The organism is Shewanella sp. HN-41, from assembly GCF_000217915.1.
Taxonomy (GTDB): domain Bacteria; phylum Pseudomonadota; class Gammaproteobacteria; order Enterobacterales; family Shewanellaceae; genus Shewanella.
Genome location: NZ_AFOZ01000034.1, coordinates 37,976 through 53,436 on the forward strand (window position 1 = coordinate 37,976; position 15,461 = coordinate 53,436).

The window sequence follows — 15,461 nt, forward strand, 5'->3', positions numbered from 1 at the left end:
TTTACCTCAACCAATTGAGTCCTGACAGCCTAAACCCGCATCAAGCATTTCAACTAAGGCTTGTACGTGCAAAATGCCACACATTTGTTCTTTCACAACACCAGCTAACCAAGGTCGTTTACCCGCTTTGCTGCGCCAGTTTACTTGCGATTTATTAATTTTTACAGCATTGACCAAGGACTCACAAGTTAATCCCCAGTTACTGCCCTCTAATAATACAAGATATTGATAATTTACCGATTGCACCAGTGTATCCGTGTATTTTTCAGGCATAACCCACGCGCAGGTATCGACAATATTTAACTGCTCTTCCCTGTGGGTTTGTACTCCTAAAAACCATGATGGACGGCCAATAATATGATTGATCCGCTCCACTTTCACTATCCCCCCCAGACTCACCAGAGGCACGGCTAAGGTGAGGCCCGCCACTTTAAAGAATAGTACTTGAAACTCATCATCGAGGACTTCCTGTAAATCTTTTGTAATACTGGGCGCTGCGATACCAGCTTGAGTTTCTGGAGCCGATATCGTATCTGCAATGGGTGGTTGATGTTGAGCAGTCGTCGGTGCCGATACCAATGGAGCGGCATCTTCCGATAAATGATCAGAACTCACCTCCGGCTTAGCAACTTCTGACACTTCAACCACTGTGGAGGCACCCAGGGTGGGGCTCTTAAATACCGGTGCAAGTAATTTCTCTAGCGCTTCTTTATTTACCTGGGGCGATGGCTCACTTAAGGGCATGCTAAAGTGATGCTCTTTGCTCTTAGCAACCTGCACCTCGGCGGCAACAGCCACGCTCGGCTGAGGCTTACTGCGGTTATGTTCAGCTAAAATGGCCGCATCGAGTAATTCAGCCTCATTTTCTTTAATGCTTGCAAGTGAGTGAGGTTTCTCTGCAGGGGAAACAATAGCAGGAGAGCCATCATCTTCATGTAGCAATAATTCAAAAAAATCAAAAACAGTCTCATCAACCGATTTTGACATGGCCAAACTCCCCAACTAATAAAAAATCTAACAATCTTTCGTAGGCTTTTACGCCACGGCTGCCACTTGCATAATGCGAAGCGGGTAAATGCGCCAAACTGGCATCTCTAAACTTAGTATCGACAGGGATCACATCCCGCCAAAGACTGTCACCATATTGTTCACTGAGCACTTGCAACGCCGCGGGGGACGCTTTAGTTCGTTTGTCATACATGGTTGGCACAACAGTATAGCTATACCTCGTTTTTTTGGAGCGCCCCATAATCTCCATGGTTTTAACCATTCGTTCTAATCCTTTAATGGCTAAAAACTCCGTTTGGACGGGAATGACAATATGCTGACTCGCCGCCAAAGCATTAACCATCAACACCCCTAAAACGGGCGGGCAATCCACGATCGCCACATCGTATTCGTCGGCGACCAGAGCAAGCAGATTACGGAGCACCAATCCCATCCCTTCTTGATGTCCTAGGGCACGGTCTAAGGTCGCTAATGCCATAGTCGCTGGCAGAAGATCTAGCCCATCGACTAAGGTAGGAACAACATGGGATAGAACAAGTTCTTTCGTTAAATGGCGATGGGCAAGAAAAACATCGAATAGTGAACCAGGAACTTCTTCAGAATCAATACCTAAGTAATAACCAAGCGATGCATGGGGATCGGTGTCAATCATCAATACACGCTTACCTCGCTTAGTGAGAGCTCCCGCTAAGCTAGCTACCGAAGTGGTTTTACCCACTCCGCCTTTTTGATTCGCTATCGTCCATACTTTCAAGAAGTGAGCCCTTAGTTATTCCGAGTTATTCACCATTGACATCATCACCATTGACGCTGCCAGCATGGGATTGGCTAGTTGGTTAGTCGCCTTCCCGCGTTGTCACTCTTATACCGCCATCAGGCAAGCTGATGATTTTTACACCATCCGCATTCTCCGAAATAATGACAGGTACGGCACCAGAACCGTTAATCGTATTAGGTTGCTCGGGCATAAGCGGTGTCTGGATTTGTTTTTGCTCCGACAACTCATCCATTGTTGGCGATTTATCCAATAACGGAGGAATACTGTTCTCTGGCATTTTTAACGTCTTGGGACCTAAGGTGACCGCTTTTTGTTCCCCGGGTGAAGCCAGCTTTAACATGGCTTTTGTTTGATCCGGATGGGAAGCAAGCCAAGTTGCAATCGCTTCGGCCTGTTCATCAGGCACCATGAGCAACACCTGAGTCGACTCTAATCGTTTGATATCATCACGTAGCAAACTGATTTTTCGGTGATAATCGAGGCTCAATGCCCCTAGACAAACAATCGCAATCCCCATTAGCACCATAATGAGCACAATATTGGTGCTCACGGGAACCGTTACCTTAGTCACGCGCAGACTCTTTTAAAATGGATTCAGCCATATTGTCTAACGCGATAGATTGGGTCGCAATCCCCGCACTGGCAACCGCCTGCGGCATGCCATAAACCACGCAACTTGCTTCATCCTGTGCCCAAATAGTCGCCCCCGCAGATTTAAGCATACGCGCACCTTCCCTGCCATCGGCTCCCATACCCGTTAACACAACGGCAAGGACATCACCACCATAAGCCTTTGAAGCTGATGCAAAAGTGATATCGACGCAGGGTTTGTAATTCATATCAGCACTGCCTGCGAGTACCTTTATCCGCCCACTCGAACCGGTGCGTTCTACCATCATCTGCATTCCACCAGGTGCAAGATATGCACAACCGGGACGCAATACATCACCATTAACAGCTTCTTTGACTTCGATTTTACACAAGCCATTTAATCGATTGGCAAATGCTGGCGTAAATGCTGCTGGCATATGCTGGATAAGCAAGATCGGATGTGGGTAGTTCGCCGGAAACTGGGTCAGAATTTTTTGCAACGCCACAGGTCCACCAGTCGATGTCCCAATCAACAATAACCTATATTGTTTACCACTGGCACGGATCGAAGATGTCGTTCGCACCGACGCTGATGTGGCCTGAGTATGTGCCAAGGTTGACGAACCAAGCCCTGCACTAGCACTCGGGCGTGGGGCTGGAGTGGAAATCGCCGGACGCGCTATAGGACGGAATATTCGTCTCCGGCCAAGGGCTTTAACCCTTTGCTGAAGTAAAAGAATGGCATCGTCTTTATTAGTCGCAATATCTTCGAAGCGCTTAGGTAAAAAATCTAATGCTCCCGCATCAAGCGCATCTAAAGTCGCTTTGGCGCCGTCATGGGTTAATGACGAAAACATTAAAATGGGAGCGGGACACTTTGCCATAATTTCACGGACGGCGGTAATTCCGTCCATCACCGGCATTTCGATATCCATGGTAATAACTTGGGGATTAAGTTCAGCAGCCAACTTCACCGCTTCGGCCCCATTTGAGGCCGTTGCGATAACTTCCAGTTCAGGATCTTGATTGACTATTTCACTAACACGTCGTCTGAAAAAACTTGAGTCATCAACGACTAATACTTTAATGGCCATTCCATTCCTTAGCTTGGAAACTAACTTTTATTTTTTGCATAGTGCTTTAATAGCCCTGGTACATCTAAAATCAGTGCGATACCACCATCGGAGGTAATTGTCGCACCAGCCATACCAGGCGTGCCATGTAACATAGCGCCGAGCGGCTTAATCACGACCTCTTCTTGGCCAATTAAAGCATCAACCACAAAGCCAATCTGCATCATGCCTAGCTGCACAATAACCACATGACCATGCTTCTTATCGCCATGTTTGAACGTGGTTTTATTACGATGCAACCAATGTTCTAAATAGAATAATGGCACGGCTTTATTACGTACTATGACGGTAAGCTGGCCATCGACTATATTGGTTTTAGTGAGATCGAGGTGGAAAATTTCATTCACGCTCGAGAGTGGCAAAGCAAACACTTGTTTAGCTACATCGACCATCAAGGTCGGCATAATCGCCAGCGTTAAGGGAACCTTAATTTCGAGTATGGTACCCTTGCCCTTCATCGAGTCGATATGCACTGTACCATTGAGTTGGGTAATGCGGGTTTTAACCACATCCATCCCCACGCCGCGGCCTGAAATATCCGAGATCTCAACCTTAGTAGAAAAGCCGGGAGCAAAAATCAGATTATAAGCTTCGCTATCCGTCATCCGCGAAGCGGCATCTTCGTCGAGAACCCCACGCTTAATGGCTATTTGCTTGAGCTTTTCGGGATCCATACCTGCACCATCGTCTTCGATTTTCAGCAGTATATGGTCGCCTTCTTGACTGGCGGATAAAGTAATAGTGCCAGTTCTTGGTTTGCCATTGGCCTCACGATCATTGGGCATTTCAATACCATGATCGACAGAGTTACGCACTAAGTGGACCAAAGGATCCGCGAGCGCTTCTACCAAGTTTTTATCTAGATCGGTTTCTTCACCGATCATGACTAAATCAATTTCTTTATTGAGTGTGCGTGCTAGGTCCCGAACAACCCGCGGGAAACGTCCAAAGACTTTCTTGATCGGTTGCATCCGAGTCTTCATCACCGCACCTTGCAAATCTGCGGTAACTAAATCTAAGTTAGCTAATGCTTTAGACATTTCCTCGTCATCACGACTCACGCCTAAACTCACCAACCGATTACGCACCAATACTAACTCGCCCACCATATTCATGATTTGATCGAGTCTTGCAGTATCAACCCGTACCGTTGTTTCCCCTTGGGGCACGTTGGCAGAAGCTGCCGCTTTAGCTGGGGCCTTTTCAGCAACAACAACTTCGGCCTTCGGTTTCACCACCGCAATGGGCGTAGGCGCGGCCTTAGGAGCAGGTGCGGGAGCCGTTGGCGTCACTGAGCTAGTTTCAGCTTTTACGGCGACTTTAGCCGGCGCACCGCCTTTACCATGCAACTCATCGAGTAAACGCTCAAACTCATCATCGGTGATTTCATCCGCATCCACTGGAGACGTTGGCGTAACTGTGGCGGCTTTAGGTTTGGCGGGCGCTTCGACTTCCACTTTGAATTTGCCAGAGCCATGTAATTCATCTAATAGCGCTTCAAATTCATCGTCGGTAATGTCATCACTGGCGGGAGACGAACTAACGGGTGTTGCTGATTTAGCTTTTGAGGTGTCAACAGCGACACTCGCCGAAGCAGGGCCTTTACCTGTGCCATGTAAGACATCGAGTAGCGCCTCAAATTCCGCTTCGTCAATTTCATCGATGCTCGAATCGCCATTATTTGTCACTTCAACGGGCATTTCTTCTGCAACGATAACAGCTTCTGCTTCAACGACGGGTTCAGGTGCCGACTCCGCAGCTACTTGACCTAATTCAGAAGGCAGTGGCGCCCCTGAGCTGAGCATTTTTAGTTTCGCTAATAAGTCAGGGTCGGCAGGATCTTGCTGCTCGCCCTGCTGGGTTTGCGCAAACATGGTATTGATGGCATCAACTGCCTGCAAAATAATATCCATCAGCTCGGCATTGACACTCCTTTTCCCTGTACGTAACAGGTCAAAAGTGTTCTCTGCTTCATGACAAACATCGACCATAGGGGTCAAACTGAGAAAGCCTGCGCCGCCTTTAACGGTATGAAATCCCCTGAAAATGGCATTCAGCAAGTCAGTATCATCAGGATTATTTTCAAGAGCAACAAGTTGCTCCTGTAGCAGTTCTAAAATCTCGCCTGCTTCGATTAAAAAGTCCTGGAGTATCTCTTCATCTACATCAAAGGCCATCAAATTGACTCCCAGTTAGAAACCCAGACTCGAAAGAAGATCGTCAACTTCGTCTTGACCCGTTACCACATCTTGACGAAGTTCGGCATTCATTATCGGGCCTTCTGCTTCAATATTATTTTTCTGAGTAATCTGACTCTCAATTACCGGCTGCTCACCAAATACCGTCAGCATAGACACCAGATTACTTTCAACTTCCATCACTAGATCGATCACGCGGCGGATCATTTGCCCCGTGAGATCCTGAAAATCCTGCGCCATCAGTATTTGATTAAGTAACTCACGTAACCGATTCGAGTCCTGCTCACTACGCGACATCAAATGCTGCACATCATGGCAAAGCACTTTAAAATCCGCTAATGCGATATCTCGGCGCATCAATCTTTCCCAAGATGGCATAACCCTTTCAATATTAGCGGTTAATGCATTGGCCAATGGCAAGCATTCTTCGACCGCATCCATGGTTTTATTTGCCGCTTGCTCCGTCATATCAATGACGTAACTTAATCGTTGTTTGGCATCCGGTATTGCAGTATTGGCTAGTTCCACTAATCGATTATCGACTTGGAAGTCCATCAACGCACTGTGAAGTTGTCGGGTTAATTTACCGACTTCATCAAAGAGTTCTCTCTGTAGCGGAGCTGCGAGTTCCCGAAATAAATCATCTGCCTGAGATTGCTCACCCGCACTTAATAATTCAACTAAATGCCGAGCTTGCTCGAGCGTGATGAGCCCTGATGTATATGACTTCATAGCTCATCCTTGCTCAAGCGAGTCGTTCGAATATTTTATCTAACTTCTCTTTCAATGTAGCCGCGGTAAAAGGTTTAACCACATAGCCATTCACTCCCGCTTGTGCGGCAGCAATAATTTGTTCACGTTTTGCTTCAGCCGTGACCATTAATACCGGTAAATGCTTTAGCGAATCGTCTGCGCGAATAGCCTTCAACAGGTCAATTCCCTGCATGCCGGGCATATTCCAATCTGTAACAACGAAATCAAAATCCCCCTTTTGCAACATTGGCAGGGCGGTTGAGCCGTCGTCTGCTTCTTGGGTGTTATTAAACCCCAAGTCTCGCAACAAGTTCTTGATGATACGTCTCATTGTTGAAAAGTCGTCAACAATGAGAATCTTCATATTCTTGTCCAAGGTTTCCTCCGGTGAGCTGACATTCTGTGCTCGATTAATAATTATACTTATGTCCAGTGCTTGAGCTTGCCTTTGAGTCGCAGCATTGCCTGACTTAATATCTGGCTAACCCGCGATTCGCTTACCTCAAGAATGGCGCCAATCTCTTTTAAATTCAATGCTTCATCGTAGTACAGCGATAACACTAACGCATCTCTTTCTGGCAACAATTTTATTGCCTCAACTAGCGCAGAATGAAATTGGGTCTCGGCTAATGCCTCAAACGTACCATCGTCAGACCTATCGCTTGGGGTAAGTATATCCTGCGATACGCCTAAGTCTTCTATCCCTATGATTTTTCCGACAGAAACATCATTAAGGATATGATGGTACTCATCGAGCGTCATATCAAGTTTTTCTGCAATTTCTGTGTCACGTGCATCACGCCCCAAAACTTGCTCTAACTCATCAATAGCTTGAGCGACCCTCCGGTTGTTACGGTGAACGGAACGAGGAACCCAATCGCCACGGCGGATTTCGTCCAGCATGGCACCGCGGATCCGTATACCGGCGAAGGTTTCAAATTTTGCACCTTTACCACCATCAAACTTGGATGATGCTTCGAGTAATCCCATCATCCCTGCTTGCAGCAGGTCATCAAGCTGTACAGAGGCTGGTAATCTGGCGAGCAAGTGATGTGCAATTCTTTTAACCAACGGAGCATACTGTTCAACGATAGATGATTTATTGTCTAAACAAGTATACGCTGCGGCTTTATTCACTCGTTTTTTCCTCTTGAAAATCTGGTCGTTGTACTAAACGTTCAACGAAAAACTCCAAATGCCCACCAGGTTGCTGCGGAACAGGCCAGCTCATGATTTTATTTGCCAACCCTTGGTACGCTATTGATGCCGGAGACTTAGGATAAGCCTCTACCACTAACTTTTGCTTACGTACTGATTTACGCAGATTTTCATCAAATGGTATTGTCGCAACAAGCTCGAGTGCGACATCTAAAAATCTGTCGGTCACTTTACTGAGTTTAGCAAATAATTCCATACCTTCGCGTAAACTACGCACCATGTTTGCAACAATTTTAAAGCGGAAAACGCCGTGTTCACGGCTGAGGATTTTGATCAACGCATAGGCGTCGGTTATTGAAGTTGGCTCATCACACACCACGACCAAAACGTCCTGCGAGGCGCGGGAAAAACTGAGCACCATATCTGAAATCCCTGCGGCGGTATCCACCACAAGAATATCAAACTGAGTACGCATCTCACTGAAAGCGCGAATGAGTCCAGCATGTTGAGCGGGGCTGAGCTCGACCATTCCTTGGGTACCCGAGGTGGCTGGAACGATACCTATGCCCTTAGGGCCACGGACTATAATATCGTCAAGCTCCGCATCACCCGATAAAACATGGGAGAGGTTACGCTCGGCACGGATCCCCAACATGACGTCGACATTAGCTAAGCCAAGGTCAGCATCGAGCACTAAGACTCGCTTGCCCTTCTCGGCCAATGCCACAGCGGTATTAATAGAGACACTGGTTTTACCCACGCCACCTTTACCGCCTGTGACCGCAATTACTTTCACTTTTTCGTTATAGGGTTGATTCATCATACGTAAACCACTTGCTTGATCCAGGGTCATAACTCTACTCAAATGCACAGGCCATATTATCTGACCACGCTGTGTCTTGTAATGATTGTTGTTCTGTACTATCTAATGCTGCCAGCGCCTGCTGCGCCAACATTAAGGTATCCGCGACTTTCATATCTTCAGGAACGCGTTGACCATCAGTCACATAACTTAATGGTAACCCACTTTGGATCAACACACTTAGTGCACCCGCTAAAGAAACAGATTCATCAAGTTTTGTGAGTACCGCACCAGATAAAGGAATACGTTTAAAATGATTAACTGCATCTTGCAACACTCGCCGCTGCCCTGTGGCAGACAGTACCAGATAACTGCGGATAGGTATTCTGCTATTTGCAGTTAAATTATCAAGTTGCTGGTAGAGCCGCATATCCCTTTGTCCCATACCTGCGGTATCTATCAATACTAGCTTGCGATTTCTGAACTGATAAAGAATTTGCTCTAACTCATGGAGATCATGGGCTTGTTTTACGGGACAGCCCATTATTTTGCCATAGGTCGCCAATTGCTCATAGGCACCAATACGATAATGATCCGTCGTAATTAACGCGACCTGTTCTGGGCCGTGGTGAGCGGCAAAACGCGCGGCTAACTTTGCCAAGGAGGTCGTCTTACCCACACCAGTTGGCCCCACCAATGCAACCACGCCACCTTGACGAACAATATCATCACCTTGATTATCCAACATATTCGCTAAACTTTGCGGCAAAGCTCTGACTAATTCGGCGGGGGTATAATGCTGGCTCAATGCCGCCAGTTTTGCGGCAACTGCAGGGGAAAATTCGGCTTCAAGTAATTTAGACTCGAGCATAGCACCAACGGGATCGATGCGTTGTTTATGCTCGGTCATTAAAGAGGACACTTGGTGTGTCAATAAATTACGCAATGAGGCTAACTCATCTCGCATAGCTTCGATATCGGCACTCTGCTTCTGGGACGTTTGTGGCTTCTTATCGAAAGCAGCAGGCGCTTCCCTCCGCTCGGTTTTCGGCACAGCTGGAGCCTGTAAGCCCTTTGCCCATGCGGGTAACTCAGCATCAACTTGCTGATGCGATAATTGTTGATTCAAACGGCTTTGTTGCTTTTCAAGCAAAGCTTGCAACGAATCTGCGGGAGCCGATGGCTTAGCACGCGTCTCAGCGCGAATGGGCTGTTTTCCGCCAAGGGAGACGAGATCGTCACTCACATCCATAAAGGTCGGTGCTGGCGCGGTAACGGGTGCTTTTGCCTTGGGCTCATCGTAGTCAACGGCGGCGACAATCTCGATACCCCCATTCACTTTTTTATTTGACATGATCACGGCATCTGAACCGAGAGTTTCTTTCACTTGGGCCAGTGCGGCACGCATGTCTTTGGCAAAAAATCGTTTAATCTTCACTTATGCGTCCTCTACTGGCCGACAGCAGATACGATGCGTATTTGCTTTTCATCGGGGATTTCTTGGTAAGAAATCACTCTGAGATTAGGAATAGTATGTTTAACAAAGCGCGATAAGGTTGCGCGTAACATACCAGATGTTAGCAATATGGCGGGCTGTCCAACCATTTCTTGCCTTTGAGCAGCGTCGGCTAATGACTGCTGCATACGCTCGGCAAGACCGGGTTCGATATTAGGACCATCACCACCCGTTGCTTGCATTGACTGATGCAACATCTGTTCCAACTCTGGCGCCAAAGTTATGACGGGGATTTCGAGTTCAGGGCCCGAGATCTCTTGGACTATCATGCGCTTCAATGCAATACGAACTGCCGCGGTTAATACCTCGGTATCATTACTCTTAGTACCGTATTCTAACAAAGTTTGCACTATGGTACGCAAGTCTCTGACTGAAACTCCTTCATTTAATAGGTTTTGCATCACTTTTACGACACTACCCAGTGGCATAACATCGGGAATAAAGCCATCCACCAACTTAGGAGAGTGTTTGGCTAGCATATCCATCAGTTGTTGCACTTCTTCGTAGCCGAGCAGTTTTGCCGCATTATTAGTCAGTAATTGACTGATATGGGTCGCAACCACAGTGGCAGCATCCACCACTGTGTAACCTAAGGTTTGCGCATGTTCACGCAGTTCTGGCGCAATCCATACCGCTTCGAGTCCAAAGGCGGGATCGCGGGTTTCAATGCCATCGAGCTTGCCATACACCTGACCTGGGTTGATGGCTAACTCGCAGTCATGGCGAATTTCCGCCTCGCCAACCACCACGCCCATCAGGGAAATACGGTAGGCATTGGGTGATAAGTCTAAGTTATCGCGAATATGCACCGCAGGTACGAGGAACCCCAACTCCTGCGACAATTTTTTACGTACACCTTTGATACGGCTGAGTAACTCACCGCCTTGGCCTTTATCCACTAATGGAATTAAACGATATCCCACCTCTAAGCCGATAGTGTCGACATGGCGTACATCATCCCAGCTTAACTCTTTTGGCTCCTTATCATGTCTTTCAATTGGGCCAGACTTAACTTGCTCTAATGCTTTTAGGCGTTTGGTTTCATTGCGCTTAAACACAAAATAGGCCGCACCGGCGGTGATAACTGCAAAACTTAAAAATGCCATATGGGGCATGCCTGGCACTATCCCCATCACGAATAACACACCCGCTGCGATACCTAATGACTTATGACTGTCAAACATCTGACTCATCAGCATTTGACCCATATCGCCGGATTCATTTTGACGGGTCACCATTAGGGCGGCGGCAATAGAGAGTAAGAGGCCGGGGATCTGTGCGACTAGGCCATCACCTATAGTCAGTAAGGTATAAATTTCAATGGCCTGTGAAAAGCTTAAGCCGTGCTGAACGATACCAATGATGAAACCTCCGAGAATGTTAATCACGAGGATCATAATCCCAGCTATCGCATCCCCCTTAACAAATTTTGAGGCACCGTCCATCGCACCATAAAAGTCAGCTTCTCGGGTGACTTCCGCGCGACGTAATCTGGCTTGTTCTTGATTTAATGTCCCCGCATTGAGATCGGCATCGATGGCCATTTGCTTGCCGGGCATCGCATCTAAGGTGAAGCGGGCACTCACTTCAGCAATACGACCAGCACCCTTAGTCACCACCGCAAAGTTGATAATAATCAGAATGATAAATACAACTAAACCGACGGCATAGTTACCACCAATCACCACGGAACCGAAGGCCTCAATCACTTTACCCGCGGCATCTCCCCCATTATGACCTTCGAGCAGCACCACACGGGTAGAAGCTACGTTAAGTGCAAGACGTAACAGGGTGGCCACTAAGAGTACGGTGGGGAAAGCAGCGAAATCTAAGGGTCTATCGGTATAAATTGCCACTAGCAATACGATCAATGCGAGCGCAATGTTAAAGGAAAATAAAACGTCGAGTAAGAATGGTGGGATAGGCAGTACAATCATAGCTAATGCTGCAAGCACTAACATAGGTGTACCTACGCCTTTGAAAGAGCTGAGCTTCACCTGCTTAACTTGACCTAGAGTCGCTTTAACATCCATTCACTGTTACCTAAACTTTGACGTATAACAGCACAACAGCAAAAATCACGCCAATAAAGTAAGTAGAGTAAACATCAGGTTTAAGAGGTCAATATTTCAACTCATCAGGTATGGGCTGATTCAATGGGATGGGAATAGGTTTACGGCCCCGGCCTTTTTGATACTGCCGTAACTGGAAAACATAGGCTAGCACTTGCGCCACAGCGGTAAACAAGCCTTCGGGGATTTGTTGATCTAGCTTAGTGGTATGGTAAATGGCCCTCGCCAGCGGGGGCGCTGATACGATAGCAATATTGTGTGCCCGGGCAATTTCACGAATTTTAAAGGCCACATCATCCACCCCCTTTGCAATCACGAAGGGCGCAGCGGAACGAGTCACATCGTACTTTACCGCCACGGCATAATGTTCAGGGTTGACGACGATTACATCGGCATTGGGTACCTCAGCCATCATACGGCGCTGTGCTAATTCACGCTGCATTTGACGCACTCGGCCTTTAACCTCAGGCTTACCTTCAGTGTCTTTATATTCGTCTTTCACTTCCTGCTTGGTCATCTTTAACTGTTTGTTATGGTTCCAAATTTGGAATGGAACATCAATGACCACTATCAGTAACACCGAAGAGCAGAGCAAGATAAACATCCACACCAATAGATCTAGCGCATGGTACACATTACCGGGTAAGTGATCGCTGGATAGCAGCATAATGTCGTTAAAGTAATGACTTAAGAGTAAATAGGCAGCGAGTGCCACCACAGAAAACTTGGCGATGCCTTTGGTCAGTTCAACCAAAGCCTGTACCCCAAACATACGCTTAAAGCCTGCGACAGGACTCATTTTACTGGCTTTGGGCATCATAGCTTGGGTCGAGAAATTCATCCCGCCGAGGGCAACATTCCCCATAAAGGCCACCACCACAATCAGCAGCATGATTTTAAGTATTGGCCAAGCGATTTCCCCAGCAACGACACCCCACACATTAAACATGTGGTTAGTATCATAAATCTGAGCACGATCCATGGTAAACACCCGCTCAAACACGCGGGCAAGTGCCATAGCGATTCCGGGACCCAGCATATAAAAACCCGTTGCCGCCGACAGTAGCACAGTGGCAGTACCTAGCTCCTTAGAGCGAGCAACCTGCCCCTTCTCCCGCGCCTGTTCGAGGCGCCTCCCTGTGGGTTCCTCGCTGCGTTCGCCGCTACTTTCCTCTGCCATCGAGTACTCCCATCATGCTAATGCAAACCGTCGGCTTGACACTGAAGCCCCAAAACATCACAAAGCAAAAGCTGTGCCGATAACCACACCTCATCGAAATGCGCCATGACGGGTGTAAGGGTTAACCAGAGGATCAATAGCCCCCCAATCATAGTGATTGGAAAACCAATAGAAAAAATATTCAACTGTGGCGCCGCCCGCGTCATCACCCCGAAAGACAAGTTAACTAGGAGCAAAGCAATGATCGCCGAGATTGACATAGTTAATGCCGCACCAAACATATAGGAACCCCAATCGGCTAAGGCTCGGTAGCTAGTGAGCGTTAACCCTTGGTTCGAAATCGGCAAGGTATCGAAACTAGCCACTAACATGCGGATCATCAGTAAATGACCATCAACGGCGAGGAAAATCAAGGTGGCAAGCAATAGGAAAAAGTTACCAATCACAGGGGTCTGTTGCCCAGAGCCCGGATCGACCATAGAGGCAAAACCTAAACTGGTTTGCATACCAATAATTTGCCCCGTTAGCACAAAAGTTTGCATCAGCATTTGTGTTACAAATCCCATGGCTGCGCCAATGATGATCTGCTGCGCGGTGATAAACACTGCACTTAAGGAAAATAAGTCCGCATTTTCAACTGGGGGTAAAACGGGCGCTATCGCAAAGGTAATTGCCATGGCAAGCAGTAGACGCACTCGGGCCGACGTGGTGGTTGCCCCAAATACCACCATCACCATCAACATGCTGGTCACTCGAAATAATGGCCACATATAAGAGGCAATGGTTTGCATTAAGGTATCGAGCAGCAGCTCCATCGGCTTAACCTATCACTTGGGGAATGCGATTAACCATCTCAATAAAGAAGTCCATCAAGGTTTGTACTAGCCAATGCCCCATCAGCATCAGGCCAAGCAGGGTGACTAATAGACGGGGAAGAAAACTTAAGGTTTGTTCGTTAATCGAGGTCGCGGCTTGAAACACGGCGACAATCAGACCAATACCCAATCCTGGTAAAACAATGGCAGAGACCATCATCACAATGACGGCCAAGGCTTCACGGAAGATATCAATTAGCGCTTCTGGAGTCATAGTGGCTTCCCCACTCGTCTAACCAAAACTGTTAGCAAGGGTTCCCATAACGAGTCCCCAACCATCGACGAGTACAAACAACATAATTTTAAAGGGCAATGACACTATCATAGGCGATAGCATCATCATCCCCATGGCCATCAAGATGCTGGCAACGACCAGATCTAGTACCAGAAAAGGCACGAAGAGCATAAAGCCAATTTGAAAGGCCGTTTTAAGCTCGCTGGTAATGAAAGCGGGCACTAACACACTCATGGGCGCTTCTTCAGGGGTGTTAATATTCTGGTAACCCGAAATGTCAATAAAGGTTTTTAAATCCGTTGTTCGCACTTGACCCAGCATGAAAGCTCGCAGTGGCTCCTTACCTTTATCAAAGGCTTGTTGCAACGTAAGCTGTTCATCAATATAGGGTTTAACACCTTGGTCATAAATTTTATCAAAGACGGGCGCCATGATAAAAAAAGTCATAAATAGACTCATACCAATCAGCACTTGATTAGAAGGCGTCTGTTGCAAGCCAATGGCTTGGCGCAAAATTGACAGTACGACGATAATGCGGGTAAAGGACGTCAGCATAATGACCATCGCTGGCAAAAAACTCAGCGAGGTCATTAGCAGCAGGATCTGCATGGTCACTGAGTATTCGGTCGAACCATCCGCTGTCGTTTTAACTGTGACCGCAGGCAGAACACCGTCGGCCGCACCCGCCGATACGGCAAACAAAAGTGTACTAAGTCCGATTAAGCTGAGGATGAACTTCATCATTGTTTTAATTTCGCCTGCCGTAGCTTGTCCGCAAAGGATGCCGACTCAATTTGAATAGGTTCTGCTAATTTATCAATTAAATTCACTTGTTGTGCACTGACACCCAACAAATACTGCTGCTCACCAACCTGTACCAGCACCAACCGCTCTTTTTGCCCAAGGGAGGTCACTGCAAGGGTTTTAAGCACATTATGGTGTGTTGGGACTAAATTAAATCGCCTTAGCAGATAGGCCAAGGCGAAGATAAGCAGCAGGACGAGAATCAAACCACCGAGCATACTGGCCGCAGAGGCGAGTTGCGACGGCTCAGAAACTTTGGTCGTTGCCGCTGCCCCCTCATTGGCGACGGTGGCCACCCCCGCCTGAGTGGCTGACACTAAACTCAGTATTACCGATGTGCTCATCTCTCGTTCCAACT

16 protein-coding genes are annotated in these 15,461 nt (G+C 47.4%); all 16 read right to left on the reverse strand.

Annotated elements, in window-relative coordinates; genetic code table 11:
• Nucleotides 1–6: 6 nt before the first annotated feature.
• The 16 genes from SOHN41_RS12920 to fliO all read right to left on the reverse strand — a co-directional run bounded on the left by SOHN41_RS12920 (nt 7) and on the right by fliO (nt 15,447).
• Nucleotides 7–987: a chemotaxis protein CheW gene (locus SOHN41_RS12920; protein WP_007649646.1), complete on the reverse strand. Its 981-nt coding sequence runs from the start codon at nt 985–987 to the stop codon at nt 7–9.
• Nucleotides 971–1,762, reverse strand: a complete 792-nt coding sequence (locus tag SOHN41_RS12925) for a ParA family protein (protein WP_007649648.1) — start codon at nt 1,760–1,762, stop codon at nt 971–973. The genes SOHN41_RS12920 and SOHN41_RS12925 overlap by 17 nt, the downstream gene beginning before the upstream one ends.
• Before the next feature lie 82 nt (nt 1,763–1,844).
• Entirely contained in the window at nt 1,845–2,336 is a 492-nt protein-coding gene (locus tag SOHN41_RS12930) for a hypothetical protein (RefSeq protein ID WP_007649650.1), read from the reverse strand.
• Between the two features lie 13 nt (nt 2,337–2,349).
• Nucleotides 2,350–3,471, reverse strand: coding sequence for a protein-glutamate methylesterase/protein-glutamine glutaminase (locus tag SOHN41_RS12935; protein ID WP_007649652.1), 1,122 nt, complete (start codon nt 3,469–3,471; stop codon nt 2,350–2,352).
• 20 nt (nt 3,472–3,491) lie between these two features.
• The gene (locus SOHN41_RS12940; protein ID WP_007649656.1) at nt 3,492–5,687 is read right to left on the reverse strand and encodes a chemotaxis protein CheA; all 2,196 of its coding nucleotides are present in this window, start codon (nt 5,685–5,687) and stop codon (nt 3,492–3,494) included.
• 15 nt (nt 5,688–5,702) lie between these two features.
• Entirely contained in the window at nt 5,703–6,440 is a 738-nt protein-coding gene (locus SOHN41_RS12945; RefSeq protein ID WP_007649657.1) for a protein phosphatase CheZ, read from the reverse strand.
• Nucleotides 6,441–6,453: 13 nt separating this feature from the next.
• On the reverse strand, nt 6,454–6,837 hold the full coding sequence (cheY, locus tag SOHN41_RS12950; RefSeq protein ID WP_007649667.1) for a chemotaxis response regulator CheY: 384 nt from the start codon (nt 6,835–6,837) through the stop codon (nt 6,454–6,456).
• A 47-nt stretch (nt 6,838–6,884) separates the two neighbouring features.
• On the reverse strand, nt 6,885–7,598 hold the full coding sequence (locus SOHN41_RS12955; RefSeq protein ID WP_007649669.1) for an RNA polymerase sigma factor FliA: 714 nt from the start codon (nt 7,596–7,598) through the stop codon (nt 6,885–6,887).
• Entirely contained in the window at nt 7,591–8,472 is an 882-nt protein-coding gene (locus SOHN41_RS12960) for a MinD/ParA family protein (protein WP_007649671.1), read from the reverse strand. The genes SOHN41_RS12955 and SOHN41_RS12960 overlap by 8 nt, the downstream gene beginning before the upstream one ends.
• A 4-nt stretch (nt 8,473–8,476) precedes the next feature.
• Nucleotides 8,477–9,859 (reverse strand): flagellar biosynthesis protein FlhF, encoded by a 1,383-nt coding sequence (flhF, locus tag SOHN41_RS12965; protein ID WP_007649673.1) that lies wholly within the window; start codon nt 9,857–9,859, stop codon nt 8,477–8,479.
• An 11-nt stretch (nt 9,860–9,870) separates the two neighbouring features.
• A complete protein-coding gene (gene flhA / locus SOHN41_RS12970) occupies nt 9,871–11,970 on the reverse strand; it encodes a flagellar biosynthesis protein FlhA (RefSeq protein ID WP_007649674.1) in 2,100 nt (699 codons plus the stop codon).
• An 88-nt stretch (nt 11,971–12,058) separates the two neighbouring features.
• Entirely contained in the window at nt 12,059–13,189 is a 1,131-nt protein-coding gene (flhB, locus tag SOHN41_RS12975) for a flagellar biosynthesis protein FlhB (protein WP_007649676.1), read from the reverse strand.
• 17 nt (nt 13,190–13,206) lie between these two features.
• Nucleotides 13,207–14,004, reverse strand: a complete 798-nt coding sequence (gene fliR, locus SOHN41_RS12980; protein ID WP_007649677.1) for a flagellar biosynthetic protein FliR — start codon at nt 14,002–14,004, stop codon at nt 13,207–13,209.
• Nucleotides 14,005–14,008: 4 nt separating this feature from the next.
• The gene (fliQ, locus tag SOHN41_RS12985) at nt 14,009–14,278 is read right to left on the reverse strand and encodes a flagellar biosynthesis protein FliQ (RefSeq protein WP_007649678.1); all 270 of its coding nucleotides are present in this window, start codon (nt 14,276–14,278) and stop codon (nt 14,009–14,011) included.
• Between the two features lie 18 nt (nt 14,279–14,296).
• Nucleotides 14,297–15,043 carry a flagellar type III secretion system pore protein FliP gene (fliP, locus tag SOHN41_RS12990; RefSeq protein WP_037459097.1) on the reverse strand — a complete coding sequence of 249 codons (747 nt, stop codon included), beginning with the start codon at nt 15,041–15,043 and terminating at the stop codon, nt 14,297–14,299.
• The gene (gene fliO, locus SOHN41_RS12995) at nt 15,040–15,447 is read right to left on the reverse strand and encodes a flagellar biosynthetic protein FliO (RefSeq protein WP_007649680.1); all 408 of its coding nucleotides are present in this window, start codon (nt 15,445–15,447) and stop codon (nt 15,040–15,042) included. Before fliO ends, fliP begins: the two co-directional genes overlap by 4 nt.
• Nucleotides 15,448–15,461: the final 14 nt, after the last annotated feature.

Excerpts from the sequence above, each read along its gene's own strand:
- SOHN41_RS12960 (WP_007649671.1), bottom strand. The coding sequence starts at position 8,472 with ATGACCCTGGATCAAGCAAGTGGTTTACGTATGATGAATCAACCCTAT.
- flhA (WP_007649674.1), bottom strand. The coding sequence starts at position 11,970 with ATGGATGTTAAAGCGACTCTAGGTCAAGTTAAGCAGGTGAAGCTCAGC.
- SOHN41_RS12940 (WP_007649656.1), bottom strand. The coding sequence starts at position 5,687 with ATGGCCTTTGATGTAGATGAAGAGATACTCCAGGACTTTTTAATCGAA.
- fliO (WP_007649680.1), bottom strand. The coding sequence starts at position 15,447 with ATGAGCACATCGGTAATACTGAGTTTAGTGTCAGCCACTCAGGCGGGG.
- SOHN41_RS12920 (WP_007649646.1), bottom strand. The coding sequence starts at position 987 with ATGTCAAAATCGGTTGATGAGACTGTTTTTGATTTTTTTGAATTATTG.
- SOHN41_RS12935 (WP_007649652.1), bottom strand. The coding sequence starts at position 3,471 with ATGGCCATTAAAGTATTAGTCGTTGATGACTCAAGTTTTTTCAGACGA.
- SOHN41_RS12945 (WP_007649657.1), bottom strand. The coding sequence starts at position 6,440 with ATGAAGTCATATACATCAGGGCTCATCACGCTCGAGCAAGCTCGGCAT.
- flhB (WP_007649676.1), bottom strand. The coding sequence starts at position 13,189 with ATGGCAGAGGAAAGTAGCGGCGAACGCAGCGAGGAACCCACAGGGAGG.
- fliP (WP_037459097.1), bottom strand. The coding sequence starts at position 15,043 with ATGATGAAGTTCATCCTCAGCTTAATCGGACTTAGTACACTTTTGTTT.
- fliR (WP_007649677.1), bottom strand. The coding sequence starts at position 14,004 with ATGGAGCTGCTGCTCGATACCTTAATGCAAACCATTGCCTCTTATATG.
- fliQ (WP_007649678.1), bottom strand. The coding sequence starts at position 14,278 with ATGACTCCAGAAGCGCTAATTGATATCTTCCGTGAAGCCTTGGCCGTC.